The sequence below is a fragment of the Oryzophilus luti genome, assembly GCF_059726245.1.
Map to the genome: position 1 here is coordinate 2,436,363 of NZ_AP040874.1, position 25,616 is coordinate 2,461,978.

The window sequence follows — 25,616 nt, forward strand, 5'->3', positions numbered from 1 at the left end:
GAACTCGTCCTATGCGTGCACGGCGTCGGCAGCGTGCTCCTTGCGCAGTTCCGGATAGAGCGGGAACTGCTCGCAGAGTTCGAAGACCTCGCGGCGGATGCGCTTGAGCACGTCGGCCTCATTGCGATGGTGCAGCGCCTCGCTGATCCAGCGCGCGATCTGCCGCATCTCAGGCTCCTTCATGCCGCGGGTCGTCATGGCCGGGGTGCCCACGCGGATGCCGCTCGGCTTCAGCGGTGGGTTGGTGTCGAACGGGATGGCGTTCTTGTTGACCGTGATGCCGGCCTCGCCGAGCGCGTTCTCCGCCTCATTGCCCAGAATGCCCTGGCTGAAGACATCGACCAGCATCAGGTGCGTATCGGTGCCGCCGCTGATGATGCGGAAGCCCTCGCCTGCCAGTTCGGCAGCCATTACCTTGGCGTTGGCCACAATCTGCGCGGCGTACTGCTTGAAGCTCGGCTGCAGCGCCTCTCCGAAGCAGACGGCCTTGGCCGCCACAATGTGCACCAGCGGGCCGCCCTGGCAGCCGGGGAAGATGCTCTTGTCGATCGCCGCCGGAAGGTCCTTGCAGTCATAGAACGGGCCAGCCTTGGAGAGAATCAGGCCCGAACGGGGGCCGCGCAACGTCTTGTGCGTGGTGGTGGTGACGATGTGGGCGTGCGGCACCGGCGAAGGATGCACGCCACCAGCCACCAGCCCGCTGAAGTGCGCCATGTCAACCACGTACCAGGCGCCCACCTTGTCGGCAATCTGGCGCATGCGCGCGAAGTCGATAATGCGCGGGTAGGCCGAGCCGCCGCCGATGATCATCTTCGGCTTTTCGCGCTCGGCAATGCGCTCCATCTCGTCGTAGTCAAGCGTTTCCGTTTCGCGCGTAACGCCGTAGCTGACGACCTTGTAGGTCTTGCCGCTGAAGCTGAGCTTGTGCCCGTGCGTCAGGTGGCCGCCCATCGCCAGGTCCAGGCCCATGATGGTGTCACCGGGCTTGATGATGGCCGCGTAGGCCGCCATGTTGGCCGAGGAGCCGGAGTGCGGCTGCACGTTGGCGTGCTCGGCGCCGAAGAGTTGCTTGGCGCGGTCGCGCGCCAGGTTCTCCACCACGTCGGTATACTCGCAACCGCCGTAATAGCGCTTGCCCGGGTAGCCTTCCGCGTACTTGTTGGTGAAGACCGAACCGGCAGCTTCGAGCACGGCGCGGCTCACAAAGTTCTCGCTGGCAATCAGCTCCAGGCCACCGTGCTGGCGGTTCTCTTCATTAGCAATGGCTTGTGCGACGACGGGATCAGTGGCGCTCAACGGCTGCCAACGCGGATCATTCGACATGGGGAAGCTCCTGAAGAAAGTGCAGACCAATAGCTTACGCCGGTTCGCGGCGTGTTTTCCATGCTTGATTGCGGCAGAAGGCCGCTGTTAGCACTCGGCGGCCATCATCTTGTCGACGCGGCGCTGGTGGCGTCCGCCGGCAAATTCCGTCTTCAGCCACAGGTCGGTCAGCGCCAGGGCCTTCTCCGGCGAGAGGATGCGCGCGCCCAGGCAGAGAACATTCAAGTCATTGTGCTCGCGCGACATCTGCGCCTCAAACTCGCTGCAGATGTTGGCCGCCCTTACGCCATGAACCTTGTTGGCCGTGATGGCCATGCCAATGCCAGTGCCGCAAACGAGGATGCCGCGCTCCACCCGCTTGGCCGCCACGTCCTCGCCCACCAGCCGGGCAAAGTCCGGGTAGTCGACCGAATCGGCGGCGTTGGTGCCGTGGTCCACCACCTCGTAGCCGGCGGCGGTCAGGTGCTGCTTGATCTGGTTCTTGAGTTCGTAGCCTGCGTGGTCTGCGCCAAGTGCAATCTTCATACTGAAATTCTAACCCGGTTTGCACTGCAGGCCGAGGCTGCACACTAAATGGTGCAAATGCACAGCATCGTTCCCATTCTGCCTCGGAGCGCGCTCTTTGAGCGTGCGGCAGTTCTCTTCTGGACCGCTGGTTACCTTTGTCTGTTGCCCCCGCCTGTTGGTTGCGCGGATTTCGTTCGTAGGGTTCGAGAGAGCAGGCACGCAGAATTCCGCGCGGCCGGGCAGGAGGATTATGGCTGGATTGAGACCCGGAGAAATCGCAACCTTTACGTTGCGCGTACCACAGAACAAGACGGAACCGCCCCGCCGCTTTACTCGCGGCGAGCGGCTGGATCTGCTGCGCGAAGGCTGTGGGCTATGCCTGCGGACGCTGGACGGGACCTTGGCCGGGGTGATTCCGGAGCGCTATGCCGGGGCCATGCGGCGCTACCTCGAACTGAATCCGCACAACGCATTCACCGTGGAGGTGCTGCGAACCTCACGCAGTGGACTGTGGCTGCGCTTTGCCGTACCGCTCGATCCGCCGCCGGTGTCGCCCTCGCTGCTCACCGCCGAGCCGCAATCCAGCTACGTCTGCTGACCTCGGCCGAACACGGGCGATCAAAGGACAGGGCGCGCCAGCGGTGACGCGCCCCTGGCTCCTTGTCTCTTGATTCGCAGCATCAGCCGCATTCGCAGAGTTCGCCGCGCAGAGCCTCGCGCGCCTCTTTCACCAGCAGAGGCACGGCCACCAGCGCCGCCACGGAATCCATCCACGCCCAGTGCAGGAAGGCATTGGCGGCCAGCCCTGCCAGGGTCACAAACGCGAGCCAGGCACAGGTCGCCGACTGCGCAGCATCGGCCTTCAACGCACGGTCTCCGCTGCGCATAGCCTCACGCCGCTTGGCCCAGGCCAGCACGGGCATCGCCACCAGCGCCGCCACGGAAATTACAATTCCCGGAAGACTCGCCTCGGCTTCCCCATGCCCAAGCAGCGCGCGGATGGAGCCAACGCAGACGATTACCGCCAGCGCCAGCAGCAGCACACCCGCGATCTTTGCGGCGCGCATGCGGGAGATTGCAAATCGGGGAGAGTATTGCAGCAGCACCACGGCAGCCGAGAGCAGTTCCACCAGGCTGTCCGCGCCAAAGGCCAGCAGTGCCGCACTGTGCGCACGCCACGCTGAAGCCAGCGCCACGCTGCACTCAATCACCATCCAGCACAGCGTAACCGCCTGCAGCCAGAGCAACTCACGCGACGGGCGCGGAACCGCATGGCATCCATCCGTGCAGCAATCGCTCACTACTTGTTTCTCCAGACCGGGCGGCGGTTCTCGGAGACGGCGCGGATGCCCTCCTGCGCGTCTTCCAGGGCCATCAACTGGTTCAGGTAAATGTCCTGCGACTTGCGAATGGCCTCGCGTGTCGGCAGGCCCATGGTGGAGGAAATGGCGTTCTTGGTCATTTCCAGAACCGGCCCGCTGAACTGCACAATGCGCGCCAGAATGTTCTGCACCGTCGCCTGCAACTCTTCTTCCGGCACCACTTTGTTTACGAAACCAAGGTCTTTGGCTTCCTTCGCCGTCAGTGGCTCGCCGGTCAAAATCATTTCGTAGGTGCGCTTGGGCCCGATGACGGCCGGCAGCATGACCGAGGCAAACGGCGGGAAGATGCCGAGCCTCACCTCCGGCTGCGCGAACTGCGCGCGCGGCGTGGCGATGATCATGTCTCCGAAGGCGACCAGTTCGCAGCCGGTGCCCACGGCCTGGCCGTCGACGGCCACCAGCATGGGCTTGGAGGTATCGGTGATGGCGCGGAAGATCTCGTTGAATGCATCGAGCGTCTGAAAGACACGTTCCGAGCGCGAGTCCTCGCGTGAGATGCCGTAGGAGAAGACCTGCTGCGAGCTATCCAGCAGCAGGCACTTCACGTCATTGCGGCCATTCAGGCTGTCAATGACGCTGGTAAGCTCCTTCATCAGCGGAACCGTCAGCAGATTGTAAGGCGGGTGGTTGAGCGTGATGTGCGCCACCGACTGCACGGTTTCAAAAAGCAGGTAGTGGAGCGGTCCGAGTTCAGGAGTGCTGGCCATGCCCGGATTATGCTCTGAAACCACACGCCGGAACAAGCAGAAGCCCGCGCTCCCCGGGTGACGAAGGACCAGCCTGGAGCCCCAGGTTCATACCGGCGTTCGGCACTCGCCTGGGATGCTGAACTCTATCCTTCCGAGAACGCCGATCCGACGAAGCGGCAGATATGCCAGGCGTCCATGTACTTGTACGGTGTCTCGCCCAGCGTGTAATGCCCGCAGGGCAGTGACTTGACCTTGGTGGCCGTGCCGCGGCGGCGGAACTCGGCGGCAATCTCGCGGCTGAATTCCGGCAGGAAGGTCTGGTCGTACTGCGTGTAGATCATCAGCGACTTCTTCTTCCAGCGCTCGTATTTGTCGAAGAAAACCATGGGGCTGATGCCGAGCAGCGCGTCGCGCAACTCGTCCTGCGTCATCTTCTCCTCCACGGCCTCGCGGATGTGACGCGTCGACTGGCCCGTCCACACCACGTCGCCAAAGTAGGTGGAGGCATGGTTGAAGATGTTCACGCTCAGGCGCGGGTCATGCGCGCTGGCGACGAACGCCAGGCACGAGCCGAGGCTGGTGCCGAGCACGCCCAGCTCCGTGTAGCCCTGCTCCTCCAGCCAGTCGAGGCAGCAGCGGATATCGACCACACCCTGCCGCGTGGCGTGGATGGTGCGCCCAAGGTTCGAGCTGACTGCATAATCCGCGCGCGTGATGCCGTTCGGGCGGCGCACGTCATGGTACGGCATGGAGAGCCGCAGGGCCGAGACCCCGAGCAGGTTGAACAGCACGCCCAGCCCGTTGTGGCTGATGGCATCCGAATTCCACTGCGGCACGATGATGATGGCCTTCTTTGTCTTCTTCTTCGCCGGGAACCAACGCGCGTTGACCATGTCGTTTTCCGGGAAGCCGCTCTTGATGGGAGAGCTGAAGCGCAGGAATGTGCCCACCTTGCCTTCGTACTTCTTGTCGAGCTTGGGGTCGGGGTTGCTGCCAGTCTGGTGAACCTTGATGGGCTGCTCTTCGAGGCGGAAATCGGTCGGCTTCTGGTAGCCGTAGAACTCGTCGCTACGCTCGACAATCTCGCGGTTGAGGCGGAAGAAGTGCTCGCGCTGCGTCTTAGGGTCGTCCGATGGCGGGTTCTGTCCGGCGGCGAAGTCAAAGCCCTTCAGCCACTCAAAACCCCACTCAAACGGACGCACAATGCGGTTGGTGTCCCGCGTCGTCAAACGGTATTCCCAGTCATTCATCCAGCTTGCGTACCGCCGCAACATCGCGCCCACGTGCTCTCTCAGTCCTTTACATAAAAGTCGGAAGAATCCAAGAAAATCATAACAAAGGGCGGCGGGCGTGAAATTCAATGTTCAGCAAAAGGCGCAAACCGCGGGGCGAAGGTGGACGGGCGCGCGGTGAACAGAGCGGCCTGAAAGCGAAAGCCCCACGTCCGCCAGAGACCGGTGTACGTGGGGCATAAAGTTTTTAACCTATAACTTCCCTGTCTCGCCCTTGGAAACTGCGAGCAGGATACGCGCGGGTCGCTACACGTAGATTCTCGGCACGCGCGGCGAGAGACCGCAGAGAATCTCGTACACGATGGTTCCAGCGGCCTCGGCGTGTTCCTCGGCACTTACATGGCAGTGCTCACTCTCGCCGATCAGCACCACCTCGTCGCCGATGGCGGCGTGCGGAATGTCCGTGACGTCGACCATGGTCAAGTCCATGGCCACGTTGCCGCGGATGGGCGCATAGTGGTCGCGAATGATGACCCGCCCTCGGTTGCTCAGGTGGCGCGTAAAGCCGTCACCATAACCCACGGCGATGGCCGCCAGCCGCGTTGCACGCGGAGCCTTCCAGCGGCCGTTGTAGCCCACGGCGCGGCCTTCGGGAATATCGCGCATGGCAATGATGCGCGACTTCCAGCTCAGCACCGGCTCCACCGGCAGCACAATCTTTTCGGCACCGGGCCCTTCGCAGGGGAGGTTGTAGCCGTAGAGCAGCAGGCCGGGGCGCACCATCTGGTGCCAGATCTCCGGACGCGCTTCGACCGCGCCGGTGTTGGCCAGGTGCGCGTAACGCGGCGTAAAGCCCTCGTCGTGGATCGTCTTGAGGCAATCCTCGAAGCACTTCACCTGCGCCACCGCGTCGGGCGCGTTCAGCACCTCGGCCGAAGCCAGGTGACTGAAGACGCCTTCCAGCATGACGTACTCCGACTGCTTCAGCCGCGCCAGAAAGCCCGGCAATTCGTGAAACTGTATGCCAAGGCGCGACATGCCGGTGTCGAGCTTCAGGTGAACAGGAATGCTGTGCTTGGGGCGCTTGAGCGCCTGCGCCGCGCGCTCCAGGGCGATGATGTGCTCGAACGAGGCGATGGCAGGCGTCATGTTGTAACGCACCACGGCATCTTCCTCGCCGCGCCAGAAGCCGGTCATGATGAGGATGCGCGTCTTCACGCCCGCATCGCGCACCGCCAAGCCTTCTTCCGTCGACGTAACGCCGAGCCAGGTGCCGCCGGCACGCTCCAGCGCGCGCGCGCACTCCATCACGCCGTGTCCGTAGGCGTCGCACTTGATGACCGAGCAGACGGTCACGTTTGGGCCGACATGCTCCGCCACCGCTTTGTAATTGCTCTCCAGACGCGAGAGCGAAACCTCGGCCCAGTTGGGCCGCGTACGCATCGAAAACTTCTGTTGATTGGATGACAAGATAGACTTCCTGAGAAAACCGCGACCACTATTATAAATCCCAGCCTGCGGTGCAAGCCCGGCGAACCAGCGAAGTCCACAGCCAGCACGGCCTTCGCTGCACGCATTTCAGCGCAAGCAAAACGCGGACGCCTTCGCGCCCGCGCTCGCAATCTTCAAGTTGTCGCCAGTTAATCCTTCAGCCAGTCCGCGCGGTTCAAGGTCTCAAACCTGGTGGAGGCCTTGATAAACGCCAACTGCACCGTGTCCGTCGGGCCGTTACGTTGCTTGGCGATGATCAACTTGGCCTTGCCCTCAAGATCCGGATCGTTGCGGTTGTAGTACTCCGGACGGTAGAGGAACATGACGACATCGGCGTCCTGCTCGATCGAGCCCGATTCACGCAGATCACTCAGCTTCGGCTCCGATTCTTTGCCGCTGCCGCGCGTTTCCGTGGCGCGGCTGAGCTGTGACAGTGCGATGACTGGCACTTCCAATTCCTTGGCGATGGCCTTCAGGCCTCGCGAAATGGCCGACACTTCCTGCGTGCGGTTTTCATAGCGGCGTCCGCCGGGTGCGCTGGCAGACATCAACTGCAGGTAGTCGATCACGATCAGGTCCAACCCGACCGTCTGCTTCATGCGCCGCGCCTTCGAGCGCAACTCGGTCAGCGAGATGCCCGGCGTATCGTCAATGTACATTGGCGCCGACATCAGCGCGTCGAGCGCTCCGGCCATCTTGCCGCGATCTTCCTTGCTCAAAAAGCCCGTGCGCAGCTTGTGGCTGTCCACCCGTGCCTGCGAGCACAACATGCGGTGCAACAGCGCCTCGCCCGACATTTCCAGCGAGAAGATCGCCACCTTCTTCGTTCCCTGCACTGCGGCGTTTTCCGCAATGTTGATGGCGAATGCCGTTTTGCCCATCGACGGACGGGCGGCGATGATGATTAATTCCTGCTTCTGCAGGCCGCTTGTCATTTCGTCAAGGTCGGCGAAATACGTCTCCAGCCCGGTGACACGGCCACCGCGCTCGAACAGTTTTTCAATGTTCCCGCCGAAGCTGCGCAGAGCAACTTCCTGCAGGTTCATCAACTGCTGTCCGCCGCGCTCGTCGCTCACCTTCAGGATGGCCTGCTCGGCCGCGTCCAGCACTTCGGCCGCAGGATCGGCGCCATCCATGGCCTGCGACATCACGCCGTTGGCCACGTTGATGAGACTGCGCATCAGCGCTTTATCGCGAACGATGCGGATGTAATGCTCGATGGAGGTGCGGCGCGGAACGCCGTCCGTAAGCGAAACCAAATAGGAAACGCCGCCGACCGCCTCCAGTTCCTTGTGGCGGTTCAGCTCGTCAAGCAGCGTGATCTGGTCGATCGGGCGGGCTTCTTCATGCAGCGCGCACATGCGCGCGAAGATGCGCCGGTGCGCATCCAGCGAGAAGTGGTCGGGCTGAAGATCGCGCGTCGCCTCGGTCGCCAGATCGTTGTCCAGCAGAATCGCGCCGAGAATCGACCGCTCCGCGTCTGGTGACGCCGGCAGCCCGCGCTCTAGAGATGTCTGGTCAATAGTTGCCATCACTACTTTCAATGCTAGCGCTTAGCGATCAGTGAGCCAAGCTGCGGATAAAACCCCTGAATGGACAATCTCTAAAATTGGTTACGACGAACAAAATAAGCATGCGCATCGCCGTTGTTCATGCACTGCGTCCGCACATTGATCCATCCTACTGCGTCATCCTGCGAAGCCCGCTTGCTGGGCGGCGAAGGATCTGCTGTTCCGCCATTTCACAGGAAACTGCCATGAAAGACAGTTTGGGCCCGGAGGCGCCAGCCGCGCACTCCGGGCCCGGTTCGGGTGATTCCTGTCTGCGTGGATGACTCATCTCCGCCGCCGTATTGCGGAAACTGGGAGTGCCCCGCCGCCGCGCGGATCGCTCCGCTCAGCGTGCCTGCGCTCCGGCGAATTGCTTCGCCCTTGCGCCTGCTCCACGATGCGTGCTGGCAGGCCAGCATCGCAGCCGGGTTCCCCTTCCGAAGACTGTTTGCGCCGCCTGTTGCCAAGGCAGGCGCCACCTGCAAGCTCCGCCCGCAAGTTGCGCCCGGCAAAGGGTCCTGGTCGCGATCTCCGCGCCGCAGTTGCGCCGGCCCCGGCGCTCACGCCCTGCGGTTTCCCGCATGGTCAGTGCACCGCTGTTTGTGCGAACCTCATTCGAGCTTGCGTCGCGTTCCGCCCGCTCCCGGCGCGCATAGCACGCAGGTTGCAAAGCAGTGGACGCATGGCCCGTCCCAGGTTCACCGGCCCGCATCCGGCCCGCATGGCCGGAAGCCCCTTGCCTCGGCGCTCCCGTCTCCGGGAAGCACCACGCGCGGCAGGTTTCACCGTCGCGTTATTGGCAGAATGCAACGCCCCCGGCACGGCTTCAAGCGTGAAGCCCCGCCCCGCTGTGGCTATCCTGTGGGCATCGCGGCTTTCCTGTGAGGGCCTGTGGAAATCGCGTCCCGAACCACGTATTTGCACATGAAAAGAGGCAGGGCCGAAGCCCTGCCTTTTATCTTACGATGGCATGTGCGCCTTGCCGCCGGTGAACGCGTGTGCGCTGCCGGTTGCGGGCGGATTAGTCGTGCACGCCGTCCATGAAGGCGCGCAGCTTGCGCGAGCGCGAGGGGTGGCGCAGCTTGCGGAGCGCTTTGGCCTCGATCTGGCGGATGCGTTCGCGGGTGACGGCGAATGACTGGCCAACTTCTTCCAGCGTGTGCTCGCTGCCGTCCTCCAGCCCGAAGCGCATCTTGATGACCTTCTCTTCGCGCGGAGTAAGCGTGCGCAGCACCTGCGCCGTCTGCTCCTTCAGGTTCACGTTGATGACGGCTTCGGCCGGTGAAACCACCGCGCGGTCCTCGATGAAGTCGCCAAGATGCGAATCTTCTTCCTCGCCGATCGGCGTTTCCAGCGAGATCGGCTCCTGCGCGATCTTCAGTACCTTGCGCACCTTCGCCACCGGGATGTCCATGCGCTTGGCGATCTCTTCGCTGGTTGGCTCGCGGCCTAGCTCCTGCACCAGTTGGCGCGAGGTGCGGATCAGCTTGTTGATCGTCTCGATCATGTGCACCGGAATACGGATGGTGCGTGCCTGGTCGGCGATGGCGCGCGTGATGGCCTGACGAATCCACCACGTCGCATAGGTCGAGAACTTGTAGCCGCGCCGGTATTCGAACTTATCCACGGCCTTCATCAGGCCGATGTTGCCTTCCTGAATCAGGTCGAGGAACTGCAGGCCACGGTTGGTGTACTTCTTCGCAATGGAAACCACCAGTCGCAGGTTCGCCTCAATGAGCTCGCGCTTGGCGTGCTCGGCGTCCATGTCGCCCTGGATGATCTCGCGCTGCGTGCGCTTCAGGTCCGTGAAGTTCGCACCGGCTTCCTGCTCGATGCGCTCCATGTCCGTGCGCAGCGTGCGGACCTGCTTGCGCAGTTCCTTCTTCTGCTCTTCGTTCTTCAGCAGGTCGCAGCGCTTTTCCAGGTTCTGCACCTGGCGGTCGAGCGCCTTCATGTTCTCGACCGTCTTGTTCACACGCTCGATGAGGCGCTTGCGCTCCGTGTTGGTGAAGCCGAAGTTGCGGATGCAGCGGCTGACCTGCACCTGCGCGCGGCCGGTGGCCCAGCGGTGCTTGCGATACTCGCGCGCCCGCTTCTTGTCCTTGGAAGGAATCTCCAGCAGCTTGACGAGCAATTGCTGCGCCTTCTTGTAATGCTTGGCCAGCTCGTCAACCTTGCCCAGAACGTCCTTCTGACGGTTCTGCAGCACGTCCTCGGTGATCTCTTCTTCGTCGAAGACCACCACTTCCTTCACCGAGCGCACGCCGCGCCGGACGTCGTCGCCGATCGCCAGCACTTCGCGGATCACGATGGTGGAACGCGACAGTGCCTTGAGCACACGCAGTTGTCCGCGCTCAATGCGCTTGGCGATTTCCACTTCGCCTTCGCGCGTCAGCAGCGGTACCGTGCCCATTTCCCGCAGATACATGCGCACCGGATCGTTGGTCTTTTCCAACGCGCCGGGGGTCAGATCCAGCTCAACATCCTCGCCCGCCTCGAGGTCTTTCTCGAACTTGCCCTCCGAGGGCAGCTTCGAGTCCTCCAGCAGGTTGATACCCTGCGAGCCAATCATGTCGAGCAGGCCTTCGAGGTCATCGGGCGAGCTGATATCGTTGGGGATGAGGTCGTTGACCTGATCGTAGGTCAGGTACCCCTTCTCCTTGCCCGTATCAATCAACTTCTGAATATCGTCGTACTTTTCGTCGAGAGCCAAACTCAAATCCCTTTGTGTGGCGCCTATGCGGCTGCCAATAAAATTGCGCACTGCGGCGGGAGCGGCAACACTGTTGCCGGCAGAGGCAGAAACTTTCGTATTTTATCAGCCCGTTGCATGGCTTTTCCAGCCAAACGAGCACACCTCTCCCTGATCGCCGGAGTTACGCCCCACATATATAGAGCAATTATCGGCGAAATAGTTTCCCTGAAATCGCCTTCTTTTGAATAAAAGTTGGCGATTCAATTGCTTATCAATAAGTTAGACGGGGACAAGACGCAGGGAGCGTGTCAATTACGCCACATCAGGTGTTTTTAATCCAGATTTTCCGAAAAATTCAGCCTAGCGACCAAATTTAACGGCCTTGAACACCAGATGATCGCGCAGATGCGAGTCCGCCTCTTTCAATCCGGCCTGTGAGCGCAGCATGGCCTCGCGGTCGCCTGACAGAACTGCCTGCTCCATCTCCCGCGTAATCTGCTTTTTCCGCGTCTCCCAGTGAGGAATCCGAAGGGCCTCGATAGTGTTCTGCAGCAGTTCCGAGGAGAGCGGTGCCTGCACCTGGTCGAGCAGAACGCGGTGCACCAGCGTGCGCTCGGCCTCGGTTAGATCGGCCTCCAGAGGATCAATCTGCTGCTCAAAAGCCTTCAGCAGCTTCTCAATCAGCTCCGCCGTTCCCAGGCTCTCGTGCAAGGGTTCGGAGCGCAGCGAATAGTGAACCTGATCGGCGGCCGCGTAGGTCACGTTGTTGCCGTTCTCGTCGGGGGCCGTCACCAGTTCCCCGCCCGCCAGAGCGCGCAGCAGAATGCGCTCATCGTCGGTAATCTCCGGCCGGCGTGGCACATGCGAACGCACGGCAATCTGCTTCTTCTCGCCGGCGCTGGCATGGCGCATCTCCTGACGCAACAGATCGGGGTCGATATGCAGACGTTGCGCCAGGTTGGTCGTCAGTTCCTCGCGCACGATGCGGTTCGGCACGCGGTGCAGGTGGGGCGTCAGGTAGGCAACGGCCTTGGCTTTGCCCTCCGGCGTGCGCACCGCAAACTGCTTGCTCGCACGGTCCACCAGAAAATCAAAATACGGCACGGCTCCACGCAGGGCGGCCTTGTAGCCGTCGCCGCCCTTCTTGCGCACGTACAGGTCGGGGTCAAAGCCCTGCTCCAAGGTCAGAATGCGCACCTGAAACTCTTCGCTCACCAGCATGGCCAGCGACCGCTCTGCTGCCGAAGCGCCCGCCGTGTCCGGATCAAAGTTGACCACAATGTTCTTGCTGAGCCGCCCCAGCAGCTTTGCCTGAATCTCCGTGAACGCCGTGCCGCTGGAGGCCACCACGTTGTGCAGACCCGCGTTGAATACGCTGATGCAATCCATCTGGCCTTCAACCAGGATGATGTAGCCAAGTTTGCGGATCGCTTCTTTCGCCAGGTTCAGGTTGAAGAGCACGCGCGACTTGGAATAGATCGGCGTCTCCGGCGAATTCAAATACTTCGGCCCGGCCTTTTCGTCGGTGGAGAGCGTGCGCGCCGTGAAGGCGATGACCTTGCCCTGCTCGTTGCAGATGGGGAACGTGACGCGGTTGCGGAACTTTGAATACAGCGCCGCGCTCGAAGCCTTGCTGTGCTCTTCGCCGCGATCCTTCCAACTGAACAGGCCGCTCTCGCGCAGCAACTCCTCGCTGGCCTCGTTCTTCAGGCGGTCGCGCAGCAGGAAGCCCGATTCCGGTGCAAAGCCGATGCGGAACAGCTTGATGGCTGCTTCGTCGAGTCCGCGTCCTTTCAGGTATTCGCGCGCATGCGCAGCTTCCGGCCTCATCAACTGCTGCTGGAAGAACTGGCAGGCCAGTTCGTGCAGGTCCAGCAGCGCGCCGCGCATCTTGGCTTCGCGTGCTTCTTCCGGAGAGCTGAATTGCACCTTCGGCATCTCCATGCCAAGCTTCTGCGCCACAATGCGAACCGCTTCCGGAAAGGTGACGTTCTCGATCTTCTGCACGAAGCTGAAGACGTCGCCGGAGACTCCGCAGCCAAAGCAATGGAAGAACTGCCGCGAGGCATGCACGCTGAACGATGGTGACTTCTCGTTGTGGAAGGGGCACAGTCCCTGGAAATTCTGTGCACCCGAACGGCGCAGCTGCACGTATTCGCCAACAATCTTGACGATGTCGGCCTGCTGCTTCACCGTGTACGAGAAATCGCCCTGGTTTGCCGTATGCTGCCTCGTTCTTCGGAACTGATTCGGAGCGGCCTGCTCCTGCAATGCTCTAGTGTGCCTCACGCGCGCGCCCGGCGGCTGCACCGTTTTCGATGCTCCGCGCGTGGAAAACCTGTCAATATCGCGGCTAACTACCTGCCACGCTGTAACCTCCGGCTGCGCGCTAAGGGCTACTCGCCCTGAATCCAGCCCTTCGCAAAACTTTGCTCGATGATGTTGGTCACCACCGCCCACAGCTCGGGCGTTGCCGTGCGCACCGGGTCCATACGCTTGTACACCTGCGAGCGCCGCACCTTGTGGATTCGCCAGGTGCCGCCCTCCGTGTGCCAGTTATTGAGCAGCGGCTGCATGCGGTCGAGCGCGTTGGCATAGCGAGAATCGGCCGTCGCGCGCTCTTCAAACTCATCCCACAGCGCGCGCAATTCGTCTCCCTGTCCATTGGGCAGCAGGCCAAAGATGCGTTCGGCGGCCTTCTGTTCGCGCTCGTCCTTGTCGGTGTATCCGGCGGCATCGTAGGCGAACGTGTCGCCCGCGTCGATCTCCACCATGTCATGCACCAGCACCATCTTCATCACGCGGCTCACGTTCACCGGCTCGGCCGCATACTGCTCCAGCAGGGCCGCCATCACGGCCAGGTGCCAGGAGTGCTCTGCCGAGTTCTCCCGGCGCGTGCGGTCGATCAGCAGCGTCTGCCGGAAGATGGACTTGAGTTTGTCGATTTCCACGATGAAGGCAAGCTGTTGCGCCAACGGATTCATTTCCATCCCGCCAGTGTAACGCCAGCGCCCGGGACGCGCGAACCGCCGCCACGTTGCAACCAAGCAAAAAGGCCGCCCGCATCCGCCGGACGGCCTTTGATTTCTATTTCTTTCGTGGGTCTAGAAGCGCGAGCCTTCGGTCTTGGTGCTCATCGTCGCGTCCCACAGATGCACCGTCTGCCCGTTGCCGGTGATGGTCAGCGTCGGCTCCGGCGAGCGCTGCACCTTCAGCGTCAGCTCCTTGCCACCCACCGTGAACGGCATGTTGCCAGCCTTGGCCGTCGCCAGGTTCTGGTAGGCGTGCCACTCGGTGAGCGTCACCGGGTCAATCACCACGGCCCACGGCTGCTTGCTGCCCTTGTCGCCGGCCACGGCGTAATACTCCGGCAGCGCGGGGAAGACGCGACGTAATTCGGTGGTCTGCTCCGCTTTGGCTGGAACCAGCGTTTTGCCGTTCCACTCGCGAATCTTGTTGCCTTCTTCCATGGTGTAGAAGGTGCCGTTGAACGGCCACAGATCAAAGCGCGCGGGGGCCTTTGCCAAGCCCGGCACGCGCGCAGGCGTCCACGAACTGCCCGCAAAGGTGTAGACCGTCGCCAGTCCGGATTCCTTCGTCATCGGCGTTTCCGGCACGATGCTGGCCTTCGCCAGCAGCTTGTGCAGGTAGCTCTGCTCGCGCATCTGCAGCGTGGTGGAAACCGTCGCCACCGCCTGCGTCTCGTTCCAATAAATCTGAACGCTGCCCAGCTGCGTCTGCGCCTCATACGCCTTGTACTGGCTCAACCCCACGCCGGCAGCCACCAGCAGCAACACCACCACAATCAAAATGATCTTTGCTTTATCCATGTCGTCTTCTTCGCCCGCGATCCTCTGTCTGACTCTACCGCAGCCCGCCCGGCGGGCATAGTTACTCCCGTGTCACTCCATGCGATGGCCGCCCGGCAGCCGCTAGACTTTCAGTTCCGCCTCGGTCACGCCGCCGCCACCTTCCTTATGCGGTGGCTCGGTCACGTTGGCCACCTGCGGATGCTCGCGCAGGTACTGCCGCAACGCCCGCCGCAGAATGCCCATGCCCGAGCCATGCACGATGCGCACTCGGCTCAGGCCCGCCAGAAATGCGCGGTCCAGGAACTTCTCCACCTCGCTGGTGGCCTCGTCCACGGTCTTGCCAATCACGTTGATCTCGCTGGCCACCGTGTCGTCCTCGTTCTTCAGCCGCACACTGATGCCCTTCTGACGCGCCGCCGCCACCGGGTTGTTGGCCGCGCGCGCGATCACCGCCGCCACGTCGTCCAGCGGCACGCGCATCTTCATCGGCCCGGCCTCAACCTCCAGCATCTCGCCTTCGAGCTTGCGCGCCACCCGCGCCGTGCGCCCCAGCGACTTCAACTGCACGGTGTCGCCCTCGCTCACCCTGGGCACCACGTGCGGGCGCGCATTCGGGTCCTCGCGGTCCGAGCCGGTCGTGTGCGCCACCACCGCCTGGTTGAACTGCTCGCGAAACTCACGCCGCGCCTTGGCCATGCGCCGTTCGGCATCCTTGCTCAGCTTGGTCTGCGCAGCGCGGTCCTGCACGGCGTTCACCGCCTCGCGCGCGTGGTATTCAAGGTCGCGCAGCAGGCTGTCCAGCTTCTTTTCCAGCTCGCGGATCTTGTCGCGCTGCTCGCGCAGGCCCTCCTGCTCCAGCCTCTGCTTCTCGCGCTTGACCTCTGCCTCGCGGAGATGCAGCTCGTTGCGCTCGGTCTCCACTTCACGCAACTGCTGATGCAGCCGGTCGAGAAAGCGCGCCACATCCTGCGTCTGCGTGCTCAGCCGTTCGCGCGCCGCCGCAACAATCGAGCGATTCATGCCCAGCCGCTGCGCAATGTTGATGCCCGCGCTCGCGCCTGGCACGCCCACGCGCAATTCATACGTTGGCGCCAGCGTGTTCTCGTCAAAACCGACTGCGGCATTCACCACGCCCGGCGTGTTCGCCGCGTAAACCTTCAGCGAGGTGTGGTGCGTGGAGATCAAACTCAGCGCGCCGGCCTTCAAAAAGTATTCGGCAATCGAGACCGCCAGCGCCGAGCCTTCTTCCGGGTCCGTCGCCGAGCCTAGTTCGTCCAGCAGCACCAGCGAATGTGCGGTGGCTGTATGCGAGATGCGGTCGATGTTCGTCACATGCGCCGAGAACGTCGACAGGTTCTGCTCAATCGACTGGTAGTCGCCGATGTCGGCCAGCACGGCATCAAAGATCGGCAGCTCCGCGCGGTCGGCCGGAACCGGAATGCCCGTCTGCGCCATCAGGGCCAGAATGCCAGAAGTCTTCAGCCCCACCGTTTTGCCGCCCGTGTTCGGGCCGCTGATGATGAGCTGCCGCTGGTCGCGCGTCATCTCCAGCGTCATGGGAACCGCATGCCCGCCACGCGCGCGCAGGTTGCGCTCCAGCACCGGGTGCCGCGCGTTGCGCAGGATGATCGAATCCGCCGCACCGTCGGCCAGGAACTTCACGGCCGTGCAGTTGTAGTCCTCCGCGTAGCGCGCCTTGGCCATCTGCAGCTCAAGCTCGGCCAGCACCTCCACCGCGCGCGCCAACGCCACGCTCTCGGCGCCGATGCGGCGCGTCATTTCCGTCAGAATACGGAAGATCTCCGCCTGCTCTTCTTCCAGCAGCCGCACCAGTTCGTTGTTCTGCTCAATGGTCTCAATGGGCTCGACAAAGACAGTCTGCCCGCTCGAGCTGGCTCCGTGCACCACGCCCTGCACGCGACGCTTCTGCTCGCTCTTCACGGGGATGACGAAGCGCTCGCCGCGGATGGTGATCAACTCGTCGCGTACCACGCCGCCCTCGCTCAACTTCCGCAGGTAGCTGCGCAGAGACTCCTGAATCGACCGCCGCTGCCGTTCGATCTCGCGCCGTATCGAGGCCAGAGCCGGCGACGCATGATCATCGAGCGTACCGTCCGGCAGCAGCTTGCCCTTGAAGTACCCAAGCAGCGCGGAGAAATCTTCAACGTCCGCCGAAAGCGCTTCAATTGCGGGCCAGCCGTCCTTCATCTCCGCCGAAGGATGCAGCACAATCTCGCGCCACTCCACGGCCCGTCCGGCCACGATGAGAATCTCGCGTAGCTCTTCGGCTTCCAGCGTTGCGCCCTGGATGCGCGACTTCGCCAGCATCTCACCCGGATCGTTCAGCCCGCTGAAGTCGAACCTCGCGCCCGCGCGCAGGAATCCGCGCAACTCGTTCGTGAGCTGCTGCTGCAGTTCCAGCCACGCACGGTCGGCTGTCGGCTCCACGGCATCCACGCGGCTCTTGCCCAGCGGAGACTGGCAATACCCGCGCACAATCTCGCGCAGCCGGTCAAACTCCAGCTCGCGCGCACTCGTCTGTTGTAATGCTTCCGGCATCGACTAAGGATACAACGGAGATTTGCTTCGCTGCGCACTGCGAGCGTATGGCGCAACTTATGTTGAGGACACTTGCGAATTACGCCAGGTGGGTGTCTTCTTCGCGAAGCCGCCGCAACTCTTCCGGCGCGCGGGCGGGTGTGTCCTGCGGCTCGGGCTCGGCAACGGTTGCCAGCAGGTCGTCCAGCGACTCCAGCCACAACACCTGTTGCTGGAAGACGTCGCCAAACGCCTTCACCGCCTGCTTCTTTACTTCATCCATCTCTGGGCGCTCGCCGCTCTCGAACTCAATCGAGGTCACCGGCTTGGTCAGCCCGCACGGCACAATCAGCTTGAAGAAGTCGAGATCGGTCGTCACGTTCAGCGCAAATCCGTGCGAGGTCACGCCGCGCGAAACATGCACGCCAATCGCCGCCACCTTGCGCTCCTGCGGTTTCTGCTGGGTGCCTCCGGCATCGGGCGGCGGCACAGAACGCGATTCTTCCGCGGCCCAATCCCGTCCCATCTCGCGCCGCACCAGTCGCGGTGGCGGTGTCGGAAAGGTCCACACGCCGGTCAGCCCCTTGATGCGTTGCATCTCCAGCCGGTATTGCCCGCAGACGTGGATCAGCACTTCCTCCAGCCGCCGCACAAACTCCACCACGCCGACTCTCGGCACAAATTGCAGCAGGTTGAAGATCGGATAGGCCACCAGTTGGCCCGGCCCGTGAAAGGTAACGTCGCCGCCGCGGTTGATCTCGAAGATCTCCACGCCGCGCTGTTCCAGCACCTCGCGCGGAGCCACAATGTTGGCTTCCTTCGCGTTGCGCCCCAGCGTGATAACCGGCGTGTGCTCCAGCAACAGCAGCACGTTGCCAATGCGGTTCGCCTTGCGCAGTTCCACCAGCCGCTCCTGCAGCCGCAGCGCCGTGCCGTAGTCGCACATCCCGAGATCAAGTACGGAGATCATTCTTCCTCTTCGATCTGATGATACGCCGCACGCTTCGATTCATGCCCGGTGCCGCAAGCCTGCGCATCTCCTCTACCGGCAAACCCACAGAACTCCGCAGCGGGAAGGGCACGACTTCAGTCGTGCCATTAACCTCGCAAAATGCTACGGGCTTTAGCCCCTGAGGTTGTGCCTCTACTTCCGCGCGAGTGTTGCCGGACTTCTCACCGCAAAGCAGAAAGGCCCGCGCATTCGCACGGGCCTCTGCTACACATCTTCAGCCACTACTGAACAGGATTGATTGTCACGTTCAGCTTTGAGCCCTTCTCGCCGCCATAGTAGACGCGCTCGGTGGCCTTCACAAAGTCCGCCGGCTTCGCCTCGTAGATGTTCGGCACGAACGTCTGCGGGTTGATGTCCACCAGCGGGAACCACGAGCTTTGCACCTGGATCATGATGCGGTGGCCCTTCTTGAACGTGTGGTTCACGTCCGGCATGGTGTAGGCAATCTTCGTCGCCACGCCCGGCTTGAACGCTTCCGGCTTCTCATAGCTTGTGCGGAAGCGCCCACGAAACAACTCGCCGCGCACCAGTTGCTGGTAGCCGCCCAGCTTGATGCCGCGCGGGTTCGGCTCCGGGTCCGGCGTGTCATCCGGATAAACGTCAATCAGCTTCACCACAAAGTCCGAGTCCGTCCCCGTGGTCGAGACAAACAGCTCCGGCTTCAACGGGCCAGCCACTGTCACTTCCTCGGTCAGCGGCTCCGTCTGGTAAACCAGCACGTCCGTGCGGCGCCCCATCAACCGCTGGTCATCGGTCATGTGCTCGCGCGTCATGCCAATCGCCGTGTCCGTGGTGAACGGCACCGGCTTTTTCGGGTCGCTCACGTATTCGTCAAAGCCTGGCTTGCTCTTCGGAGCCGTAAAGCTCAGCGTGCCGTTCGCGCCAAAGTAGAGCGCTGCAGGCTGCGCCGTTTTGGGCGGCCACGTTTCATACTTCTTCCACTCGTTGCTGCCGGTCTCGAACACGTACGCCTCTGGCAGCTTCGGATCGGCCGCGCCCTTCAGATAGTGCTCAAAGAATGGCAGCTCAATGTTCGCGCGGTAGAATTCGCCGGTCTTCTGCTCAAAGTTCGCATTGCCCAGGTGGTCGCCATCCGTGCGCGCCCAGCAGCCGTGGCACCACGGCCCCATCACCAGCTTCACATCGCCATTCGGAGACTGCGCGTTGGCCGCGCCATAGGTGTGCAGCGCGCCGTACAAATCCTCAGCGTCAAACCAGCCGCCCACCGTCAGCACTGCCGGCTTGATGTTGCGCAGGAATTGCGGTGTCGAGCGCGCCTTCCACCACGCGTCGTAATTCGGATGCTGAATGATGTCATCCCACCAAGCAACGTTGTGGTGGTAATACTTGGCGTCCACGTTGGTCAGCGGGCCAAGGTTCAGGAAGAAGTTGTAGCCATCCGGCGTGCCGTGCTCAAAGCGCGGCCCCCACTTCGTTGTCGGCTCCGGGCGCGGCAGCCCGAAGGTGGCCATGAAGTTGAACATGTGCGGCAGGTAGAGCGCGCCGTTGTGGTGGAAGTCATCGCCGATAAACCAGTCCGCGATCGGTGCCTGCGGCGAGACGGCCTTGATCGCCGGATGCGCGTCAATCATCGCCATCGCCGAGTAGAACCCCGGATACGAAATGCCCCACACGCCCACATTGCCGTTGTTGTTCGGAATGTTCTTGATGAGCCAGTCCACCGTGTCGTAGGTGTCGCTGGCTTCGTCCACATCCTTGCTGCTCTTCTTGTCAGCAATATAAGGACGCATGTCCACGAACGTCCCTTCGCTCATGAACTTTCCGCGCACGTCTTCATAAACAAAGATGTACTTGGAGCGCGCAAACAGCTCGCTCGGTCCCAGCGCGGTCTTGTACTCATCCTCGCCGTAGGGCGCCACCGTGTACGGCGTGCGGTCGAACATGATCGGGTAGGTGTTTGTCGCCGAGGCATCCTTGGGCGCGTAAACAGAGACGAACAGGTGCACGCCATCGCGCATCGGCACCTTGTATTCATGCTTTGTGTAGTTCGCCTTGATCCACTCCGCCAGTTCCTTCTCCTTGCCTTCAAGCGGCGGACGGTTCGGCTGCGCCATCAGCGGCGCACATACGGCCCAGAGCAGCAGACAGCAACACAGCAGCTTCGATAAATACGGCAATCCCTTGATCTTCACGATCAAACACCCCTCCAGCAGTTGTGGTAAGCATGCGCGGAATGGACAGCGGCCGCGGCAGGTAAGTGATTTTCGTCATTAAATCACACCCCGGGCCGCCCTGCGCACTGCATAAGAAAAAGCCCTGCCACAATCGGCCGGGCTTTTGCGGGAGGAGCGGAGTCGGAAAACCGTGCTCCTCAGGTTCCCCCCGCCGTCCTCAGAGCCGACCGCCCCAATCGCAGACGGGCTTGGTTTCCAATCTCACGGATCACCGCCATGCATGCCTCAGCTCAAACGCAGACTCTCCCCACCAGCCCACAGGCGTCCGAACCGGCCCTCTGCCTTCATGCTCACCCTCCGCACCACCGCGACGAGGCGCCGACCGCTCCCCAACCTACCGCACCCTGCACCGGCGCCGCCTTTTCCGCGATCCTCTCGCCGGCCGGGTAGCCCCGGGCTTCAGCCCGGGATCCAGCCGCACCCCGCCATCTGCATTCCTCGGCGAGGACTGCGCGCGCCGGCTTGCCGGCGTTCCGCGCCCGCCTTCAGGCGCGGCGCAGTCCAAGTAGAGGAACCACGCGCAAAAGCAAAGGCCCCGCCTTTGCGGAGCCTCCACTCGAAACCAGAAACCTGAAACTGAATAGCTATCCCAGCAGCTTCGCCACGTCCTTGGCAAAGTAGGTCAGGATCATGCTGGCGCCCGCGCGCTGAATGCTCAGCAGCGACTCCAGCATCACGCGGTCGTGGTCGATCCAGCCGTTCTGCGCCGCGGCCTTGATCATCGCGTACTCGCCGCTCACCTGGTAGGCGGCCAGCGGCACGTCAAACTTCCGGCGCGCTTCGGCAATCACGTCCAGATAGGCGATTGCGGGCTTCACCATGATCATGTCCGCGCCTTCCAGCAGGTCCAGCTTGATCTCGCGCATCGCCTCGCGGCGGTTCGCCGGGTCCATCTGGTAGGCCCTGCGGTCGCCGAACGCCGGCGTTGAATCCGCCGCCTCGCGGAACGGGCCGTAGAAGCCGCTGGCAAACTTCGCCGCGTAGCTCATGATCGGCGTCATCTCCAGACCGTTCTTGTCCAGTGCCGCGCGGATGGCCGCAATGCGTCCGTCCATCATGTCGCTGGGGGCAATAATGTCGACGCCCGCCTTGGCCTGCGAAACCGCGGTCTTCGCCAGTATCTCCACCGAAGGATCGTTGACGATCTCGTAGTCGTCGCCGCTCTTCTTCACAATGCCGCAGTGGCCGTGGCTCATGTATTCGCACAGGCAAACGTCGCCCATGATGAGCAGCCCCGGCACCGCCTTCTTGATGGCGCGCGCCGCCTGCTGCACAATGCCGTCCTCGGCCCACGCGCCGGTGGCAACTTCGTCCTTCGTTGCCGGCAAGCCAAACAGGATGATCGACGGAATGCCCAGCGCCTTGACCTCGGCGGCTTCCTTCACCGCTTCGTCAATCGACAGGTTGTAAACGCCCGGCATCGAGCCAATCTGCTTGCGAATGCCTTCGCCCGGACACACGAACAACGGATAAATGAAGCCTTCCGGCGACAGACGCGTCTCGCGAACCAGCGAGCGCATCGTCTCCGATGTGCGCATACGACGTAAACGATTTACAGGAAACATAATGTTTTCGCCCCTTCGAGCAACCCCCAAAGCATAGCACCCGCCGCCGCCCCGCGCTCAGTGACAATGCTCACAAACCGTCTTCTGCTCAACCATAGGTACCTTGGTGTGCCCTTGTAGCCAGAATTCATTCGCGCCACCCGCTGAATCCCGCTAGAGTAATCGCGATTTACCGCCACATCTCAGGGGAACATCTCATCCATGACGCTCAACGCCGCACGTTTCAAGTGGGTTGCAATCATGCTCGCCAGTTTCCTGTTCTGCACGGCGCTTGGCAGTTATCGCTCCACAACGGTACGGGAAACGCTGGCCTCCGCTCGCGTCTATTGGAATGCCGACCGGGCCTTCATCACCATGACCTCCACCGAGGAGGTCTACAGTGAGGGTGCGCTGGTGCACATCTTCCGCCTGGTGCAGCAGAAGGCTCACCTCGGTGAAGTTCGCCCTGACGTTCGCATCGGCCCGGCTCGCATCTACTCGCTGCAGAACGGTACGTGGAGCCAGCACCCAATCGCGCCCTTCACCGCGCCCGCGGATATGCCGCTCTGGCCGTTTAACGGAACCTTTTACTCTTGGGACAATCTGCGAATTCTCCGCCAAGTGACTCCCTCAGGCACCCTCACTTCAACCTTTGCCCCTGCCCTGGCGCAGGATTTGTTCCGTGCGTTTCCCAACGACCCGGCCAACTATTTTCCTGCTGGATCAGGGCCCTCGCCCCAGCCCTACGACGTGATTCAGGATGTCATCACCCGCGAGGAATGGCATGCCTACTCCAACATGCAGAAACTGGCGCCCGGCAAAACCCTGACCTTTTCTTCCGGCGGACACGATTTCGAAATCTCCGCCGAGCGAGGCTCGCAGCCTTCAGACGTTACGCTGAACCTGCGCGACAATGGCAAGCTCACAACACTTTGGCAGGCGCACCCGGAACCCCGAACAGTTTCCAGCAAGATGGCTCTCTCCTCTCTCGGCGGACGCATTCTGCAGCCCGGTTATAACCGCTTTGGCGAGCGTAGCGGTTTTATGCCGCTCATCACCACAGTGATCGTTCTTCTGCTGGTCTGGGGCATCTTCCTGAAGCCAGCCATCATGCAGACCGCGCCGGAGACGGTCGAGTTTGTTCCCACCACCACCGCTGAATGTCCTGAACTCAACCTGGCGCGGTGGAATGAGTTGGACCAGCAACTGAGAACGCTCGGCTTTATTCCCCTTGGCGACTACAAGCTTAAAAATTTGTTCGCTTATAAGAGCATCAACCGCATGTTCGTGCATCCGCAGCAGAATTGTTACGCCAGCCTGTTTCAACTCTTCGCCCCTCAGGCGCCGCGCCAACTCGTTGTCTGGATCTCCAGCTATCTGGGCGAGGACTGGTCATTGGGGCACGGTGGCAGCAAGCCCACCAGCGGCGGCGTCATCCTCCGCTCTCCGCATAAGATCGGCTTCAGCCGTCCGGATGCGCCCGTCGAGCGCATCTTCCGCGAGCACCTCCTCGCGCGCAGCAGGATTTCGCAGGACCTTGGGCTCGCTGTCGTCAAGGCGGAAGGGATCGAGATGTACTTCGAACGTTCAAACCGGGAGGCTGTTGCCCGCCGCGACACACTGAAGCGCCAGAACGGCATCGCCATGGCGCTGCGTGTCATCGGAGCGCGCATCGTCCGGCCAAGCTACGACTGGCTCGGCGACTACCCGCGCGAGTTGGAACTGCGCACGGGCCAGAAGATTACGGCCCGCCAGTTCAAAGAGGAGATTGACCAGCAATTGGAAGCAGGAGCGGGGCCCTCTCCTGTGCTGCCAACGCCACCTGCGCTGTAGCCGTCCGCGCCCGCCGTCAGGCGCGTCACAGCCCGGGTTGAGGGACCCGCACGCCATTACAAAGCTTGCGGCAAAAACCAAACGGGGCGCGATGCCCTCGCATCGCGCCCCGCACTTTTCTAGTCCCTAATCCCTAGCCCCTAACCCCTGGTCTTTTACACCAGCGGCTCGTTCCAATCTTCCAGGTACTTTTTCACCACCATCATGAACTGATCGGCCACAGCGCCGTCGATCACGCGATGGTCAAAGGCAATCGCCGTCGTCATAATCGAGCGGATGGCGATCATGTCGTTGCCTTCCGCGTCGGTAATCACCACTGGCTTCTTCACAATGTTGCCAATGTCGAGAATCGCCACCTGCGGCTGGTTGATGATCGGCAGCCCGAACTTTGCGCCGAAGATGCCGGGGTTGGTGATGGTGAAGGTACCGCCCTGCACCTCGTCGGGCTTCAGCTTCTTGGTGCGCGCGCGCTCGCCCAGGTCATTCAGCGCCCGCTGCACGCCCACAAAGCTCAGCTCGTCCGCGTGCTTGATCACCGGCACCAGCAGGCCCCAATCCAGCGCCACCGCAATGCCGATATTGATGTCGCGCTTGTAATGAATGTTGTCGCCCTCGACCGAGGAGTTCAGGATCGGCCACGCCCGCAGCCCGTGCGCCACCGCCCGCGTAAAGAACGGCGTGTAGGTCAGCTTCAGCCCGGTCGCTTCCTGGAACTTCTTCTTCATCTTCTCGCGCAGCTTCACAATGCGCGTCATGTCGATGTCGAAGACCGTATGCACGTGCGCGCTCGTCCGCTTGCTCAGCACCATGTGCTCCGCAATCTTCTTGCGCATCACGCTCATCGGCTCAATCACTCCCGGCGTCCCCGCAAACTTGCTGGCCGGAGCAGCCGGTGCCGTTGCGCCCGCAGTCGGCAGCACCGCAGGTGCGTTACCCGACGCCGCAGCCTTCGCCGCAACAGGAGCCGCCGCGCCCGCCGGATGCTTCTCCAGGAACGCCAGAATGTCGTCCTTCGTCACCCGTCCGCCCGAGCCCGTGCCCGGCACCAGCTTAAGGTCGACGTTGTTTTCCTTCGCAATCTTCCTCACCAGCGGAGACGACCTCACCCCCAGCTCATCCTCCGCGGCCAACACCCCTGCGCCTGCGGCAGCCATTGCGCCAGCAGCCGGCAGCACCGCAGGTGCGTTACCCGACGCCGACGCTACGCCGCCAATGACGGCCACCACGCCGTTCACCTGCACGGTCTGCCCGGCCTCGGCGCGAATCTCGCTCAGCACGCCGCTCGCCGGCGCCGGAATCTCCGCGTCCACCTTGTCGGTCGAGATCTCAAACAGCGGCTCGTCCTTCGTGACCGTGTCGCCCACCTTCTTCAGCCACTTGGTGATCGTGCCCTCAAACACCGACTCGCCCATCTGCGGCATCACCACCTCAGCGCCCGCAGTTGCCTGTGCGCCAGCGGCCGCCTGTGCGCCAGCGGCCGGCAGCGGCTCCGGAGCGTTACCCGCCGTTGCCCCACCGGCCGGCACCACCGCAGGTGCATTGCCCGTCGCCGCGCCCGCGCCGCTCTCGTCAATCACGGCCACCACGCTGTTCACCTGCACGGTCTCACCGGCTTTGGCGCGTATCTCCGCCAGCACGCCGCTCGCGGGTGCCGGAATTTCCGCATCCACTTTGTCGGTGGAAATCTCAAACAGCGGCTCGTCTTTCGTGACCTTCTCGCCCGGCTGCTTCAGCCACTTGGTAATGGTTCCCTCAAAAATCGATTCGCCCATCTGGGGCATCACGACGTCGCTTGGCATAGGTGTCCTTCCGA

18 protein-coding genes are annotated in these 25,616 nt (G+C 62.3%); 2 read left to right on the top strand and 16 right to left on the bottom strand.

Going from position 1 to position 25,616, the window contains the following annotated elements:
* Nucleotides 1-9 precede the first annotated feature (9 nt).
* On the bottom strand, nucleotides 10-1,323 hold the full coding sequence (glyA, locus tag AC6IZO_RS10455) for a serine hydroxymethyltransferase (protein ID WP_497804740.1): 1,314 nt from the start codon (nucleotides 1,321-1,323) through the stop codon (nucleotides 10-12).
* 87 nt (nucleotides 1,324-1,410) lie between these two features.
* On the bottom strand, nucleotides 1,411-1,848 hold the full coding sequence (gene rpiB / locus AC6IZO_RS10460; RefSeq protein WP_497804741.1) for a ribose 5-phosphate isomerase B: 438 nt from the start codon (nucleotides 1,846-1,848) through the stop codon (nucleotides 1,411-1,413).
* Nucleotides 1,849-2,080: 232 nt separating this feature from the next.
* Here rpiB and AC6IZO_RS10465 point away from each other — a divergent pair, with 232 nt between their 5' ends.
* Nucleotides 2,081-2,428 (top strand): hypothetical protein, encoded by a 348-nt coding sequence (locus AC6IZO_RS10465; protein WP_497804742.1) that lies wholly within the window; start codon nucleotides 2,081-2,083, stop codon nucleotides 2,426-2,428.
* 82 nt (nucleotides 2,429-2,510) lie between these two features.
* On the opposite strand, the gene AC6IZO_RS10470 is transcribed toward AC6IZO_RS10465, so the two are convergent.
* From AC6IZO_RS10470 to hemB, 13 genes are all read right to left on the bottom strand, one after another.
* Nucleotides 2,511-3,131 (bottom strand): cation efflux transmembrane domain-containing protein, encoded by a 621-nt coding sequence (locus AC6IZO_RS10470; protein ID WP_497804743.1) that lies wholly within the window; start codon nucleotides 3,129-3,131, stop codon nucleotides 2,511-2,513.
* Nucleotides 3,131-3,919 carry an enoyl-CoA hydratase/isomerase family protein gene (locus tag AC6IZO_RS10475; protein ID WP_497804744.1) on the bottom strand — a complete coding sequence of 263 codons (789 nt, stop codon included), beginning with the start codon at nucleotides 3,917-3,919 and terminating at the stop codon, nucleotides 3,131-3,133. The genes AC6IZO_RS10470 and AC6IZO_RS10475 overlap by 1 nt, the downstream gene beginning before the upstream one ends.
* 125 nt (nucleotides 3,920-4,044) lie before the next feature.
* A complete protein-coding gene (locus tag AC6IZO_RS10480) occupies nucleotides 4,045-5,130 on the bottom strand; it encodes an RcgR family putative quorum lactone hydrolase (protein ID WP_497804745.1) in 1,086 nt (361 codons plus the stop codon).
* Between the two features lie 309 nt (nucleotides 5,131-5,439).
* Nucleotides 5,440-6,576: an alanine racemase gene (gene alr / locus AC6IZO_RS10485; RefSeq protein ID WP_497804746.1), complete on the bottom strand. Its 1,137-nt coding sequence runs from the start codon at nucleotides 6,574-6,576 to the stop codon at nucleotides 5,440-5,442.
* Between the two features lie 197 nt (nucleotides 6,577-6,773).
* The gene (gene dnaB, locus AC6IZO_RS10490; RefSeq protein ID WP_497804747.1) at nucleotides 6,774-8,156 is read right to left on the bottom strand and encodes a replicative DNA helicase; all 1,383 of its coding nucleotides are present in this window, start codon (nucleotides 8,154-8,156) and stop codon (nucleotides 6,774-6,776) included.
* Nucleotides 8,157-9,195: 1,039 nt separating this feature from the next.
* The gene (gene rpoD, locus AC6IZO_RS10495; protein ID WP_497804748.1) at nucleotides 9,196-10,893 is read right to left on the bottom strand and encodes an RNA polymerase sigma factor RpoD; all 1,698 of its coding nucleotides are present in this window, start codon (nucleotides 10,891-10,893) and stop codon (nucleotides 9,196-9,198) included.
* Between the two features lie 336 nt (nucleotides 10,894-11,229).
* A complete protein-coding gene (gene dnaG / locus AC6IZO_RS10500) occupies nucleotides 11,230-13,062 on the bottom strand; it encodes a DNA primase (RefSeq protein WP_497804749.1) in 1,833 nt (610 codons plus the stop codon).
* A 203-nt stretch (nucleotides 13,063-13,265) separates the two neighbouring features.
* Entirely contained in the window at nucleotides 13,266-13,853 is a 588-nt protein-coding gene (locus AC6IZO_RS10505) for an HD domain-containing protein (RefSeq protein ID WP_497804750.1), read from the bottom strand.
* A gap of 120 nt (nucleotides 13,854-13,973) precedes the next feature.
* The gene (locus AC6IZO_RS10510; protein WP_497804751.1) at nucleotides 13,974-14,699 is read right to left on the bottom strand and encodes a hypothetical protein; all 726 of its coding nucleotides are present in this window, start codon (nucleotides 14,697-14,699) and stop codon (nucleotides 13,974-13,976) included.
* Between the two features lie 102 nt (nucleotides 14,700-14,801).
* Nucleotides 14,802-17,240, bottom strand: a complete 2,439-nt coding sequence (locus AC6IZO_RS10515) for an endonuclease MutS2 (protein WP_497804752.1) — start codon at nucleotides 17,238-17,240, stop codon at nucleotides 14,802-14,804.
* Between the two features lie 79 nt (nucleotides 17,241-17,319).
* Nucleotides 17,320-18,189 carry a lipoyl(octanoyl) transferase LipB gene (locus tag AC6IZO_RS10520; RefSeq protein WP_497804753.1) on the bottom strand — a complete coding sequence of 290 codons (870 nt, stop codon included), beginning with the start codon at nucleotides 18,187-18,189 and terminating at the stop codon, nucleotides 17,320-17,322.
* 263 nt (nucleotides 18,190-18,452) lie between these two features.
* Nucleotides 18,453-20,384, bottom strand: coding sequence for a CocE/NonD family hydrolase (locus AC6IZO_RS10525; RefSeq protein WP_497809944.1), 1,932 nt, complete (start codon nucleotides 20,382-20,384; stop codon nucleotides 18,453-18,455).
* A gap of 626 nt (nucleotides 20,385-21,010) precedes the next feature.
* Entirely contained in the window at nucleotides 21,011-21,994 is a 984-nt protein-coding gene (hemB, locus tag AC6IZO_RS10530) for a porphobilinogen synthase (RefSeq protein WP_497809946.1), read from the bottom strand.
* A gap of 198 nt (nucleotides 21,995-22,192) precedes the next feature.
* On the opposite strand from hemB, the gene AC6IZO_RS10535 reads away from it, so the two are divergent.
* Nucleotides 22,193-23,803 (top strand): hypothetical protein, encoded by a 1,611-nt coding sequence (locus AC6IZO_RS10535; RefSeq protein WP_497804754.1) that lies wholly within the window; start codon nucleotides 22,193-22,195, stop codon nucleotides 23,801-23,803.
* Nucleotides 23,804-23,958: 155 nt separating this feature from the next.
* On the opposite strand, the gene AC6IZO_RS10540 is transcribed toward AC6IZO_RS10535, so the two are convergent.
* Entirely contained in the window at nucleotides 23,959-25,602 is a 1,644-nt protein-coding gene (locus AC6IZO_RS10540) for a 2-oxo acid dehydrogenase subunit E2 (protein ID WP_497804755.1), read from the bottom strand.
* Between the last annotated feature and the right edge of the window lie 14 nt (nucleotides 25,603-25,616).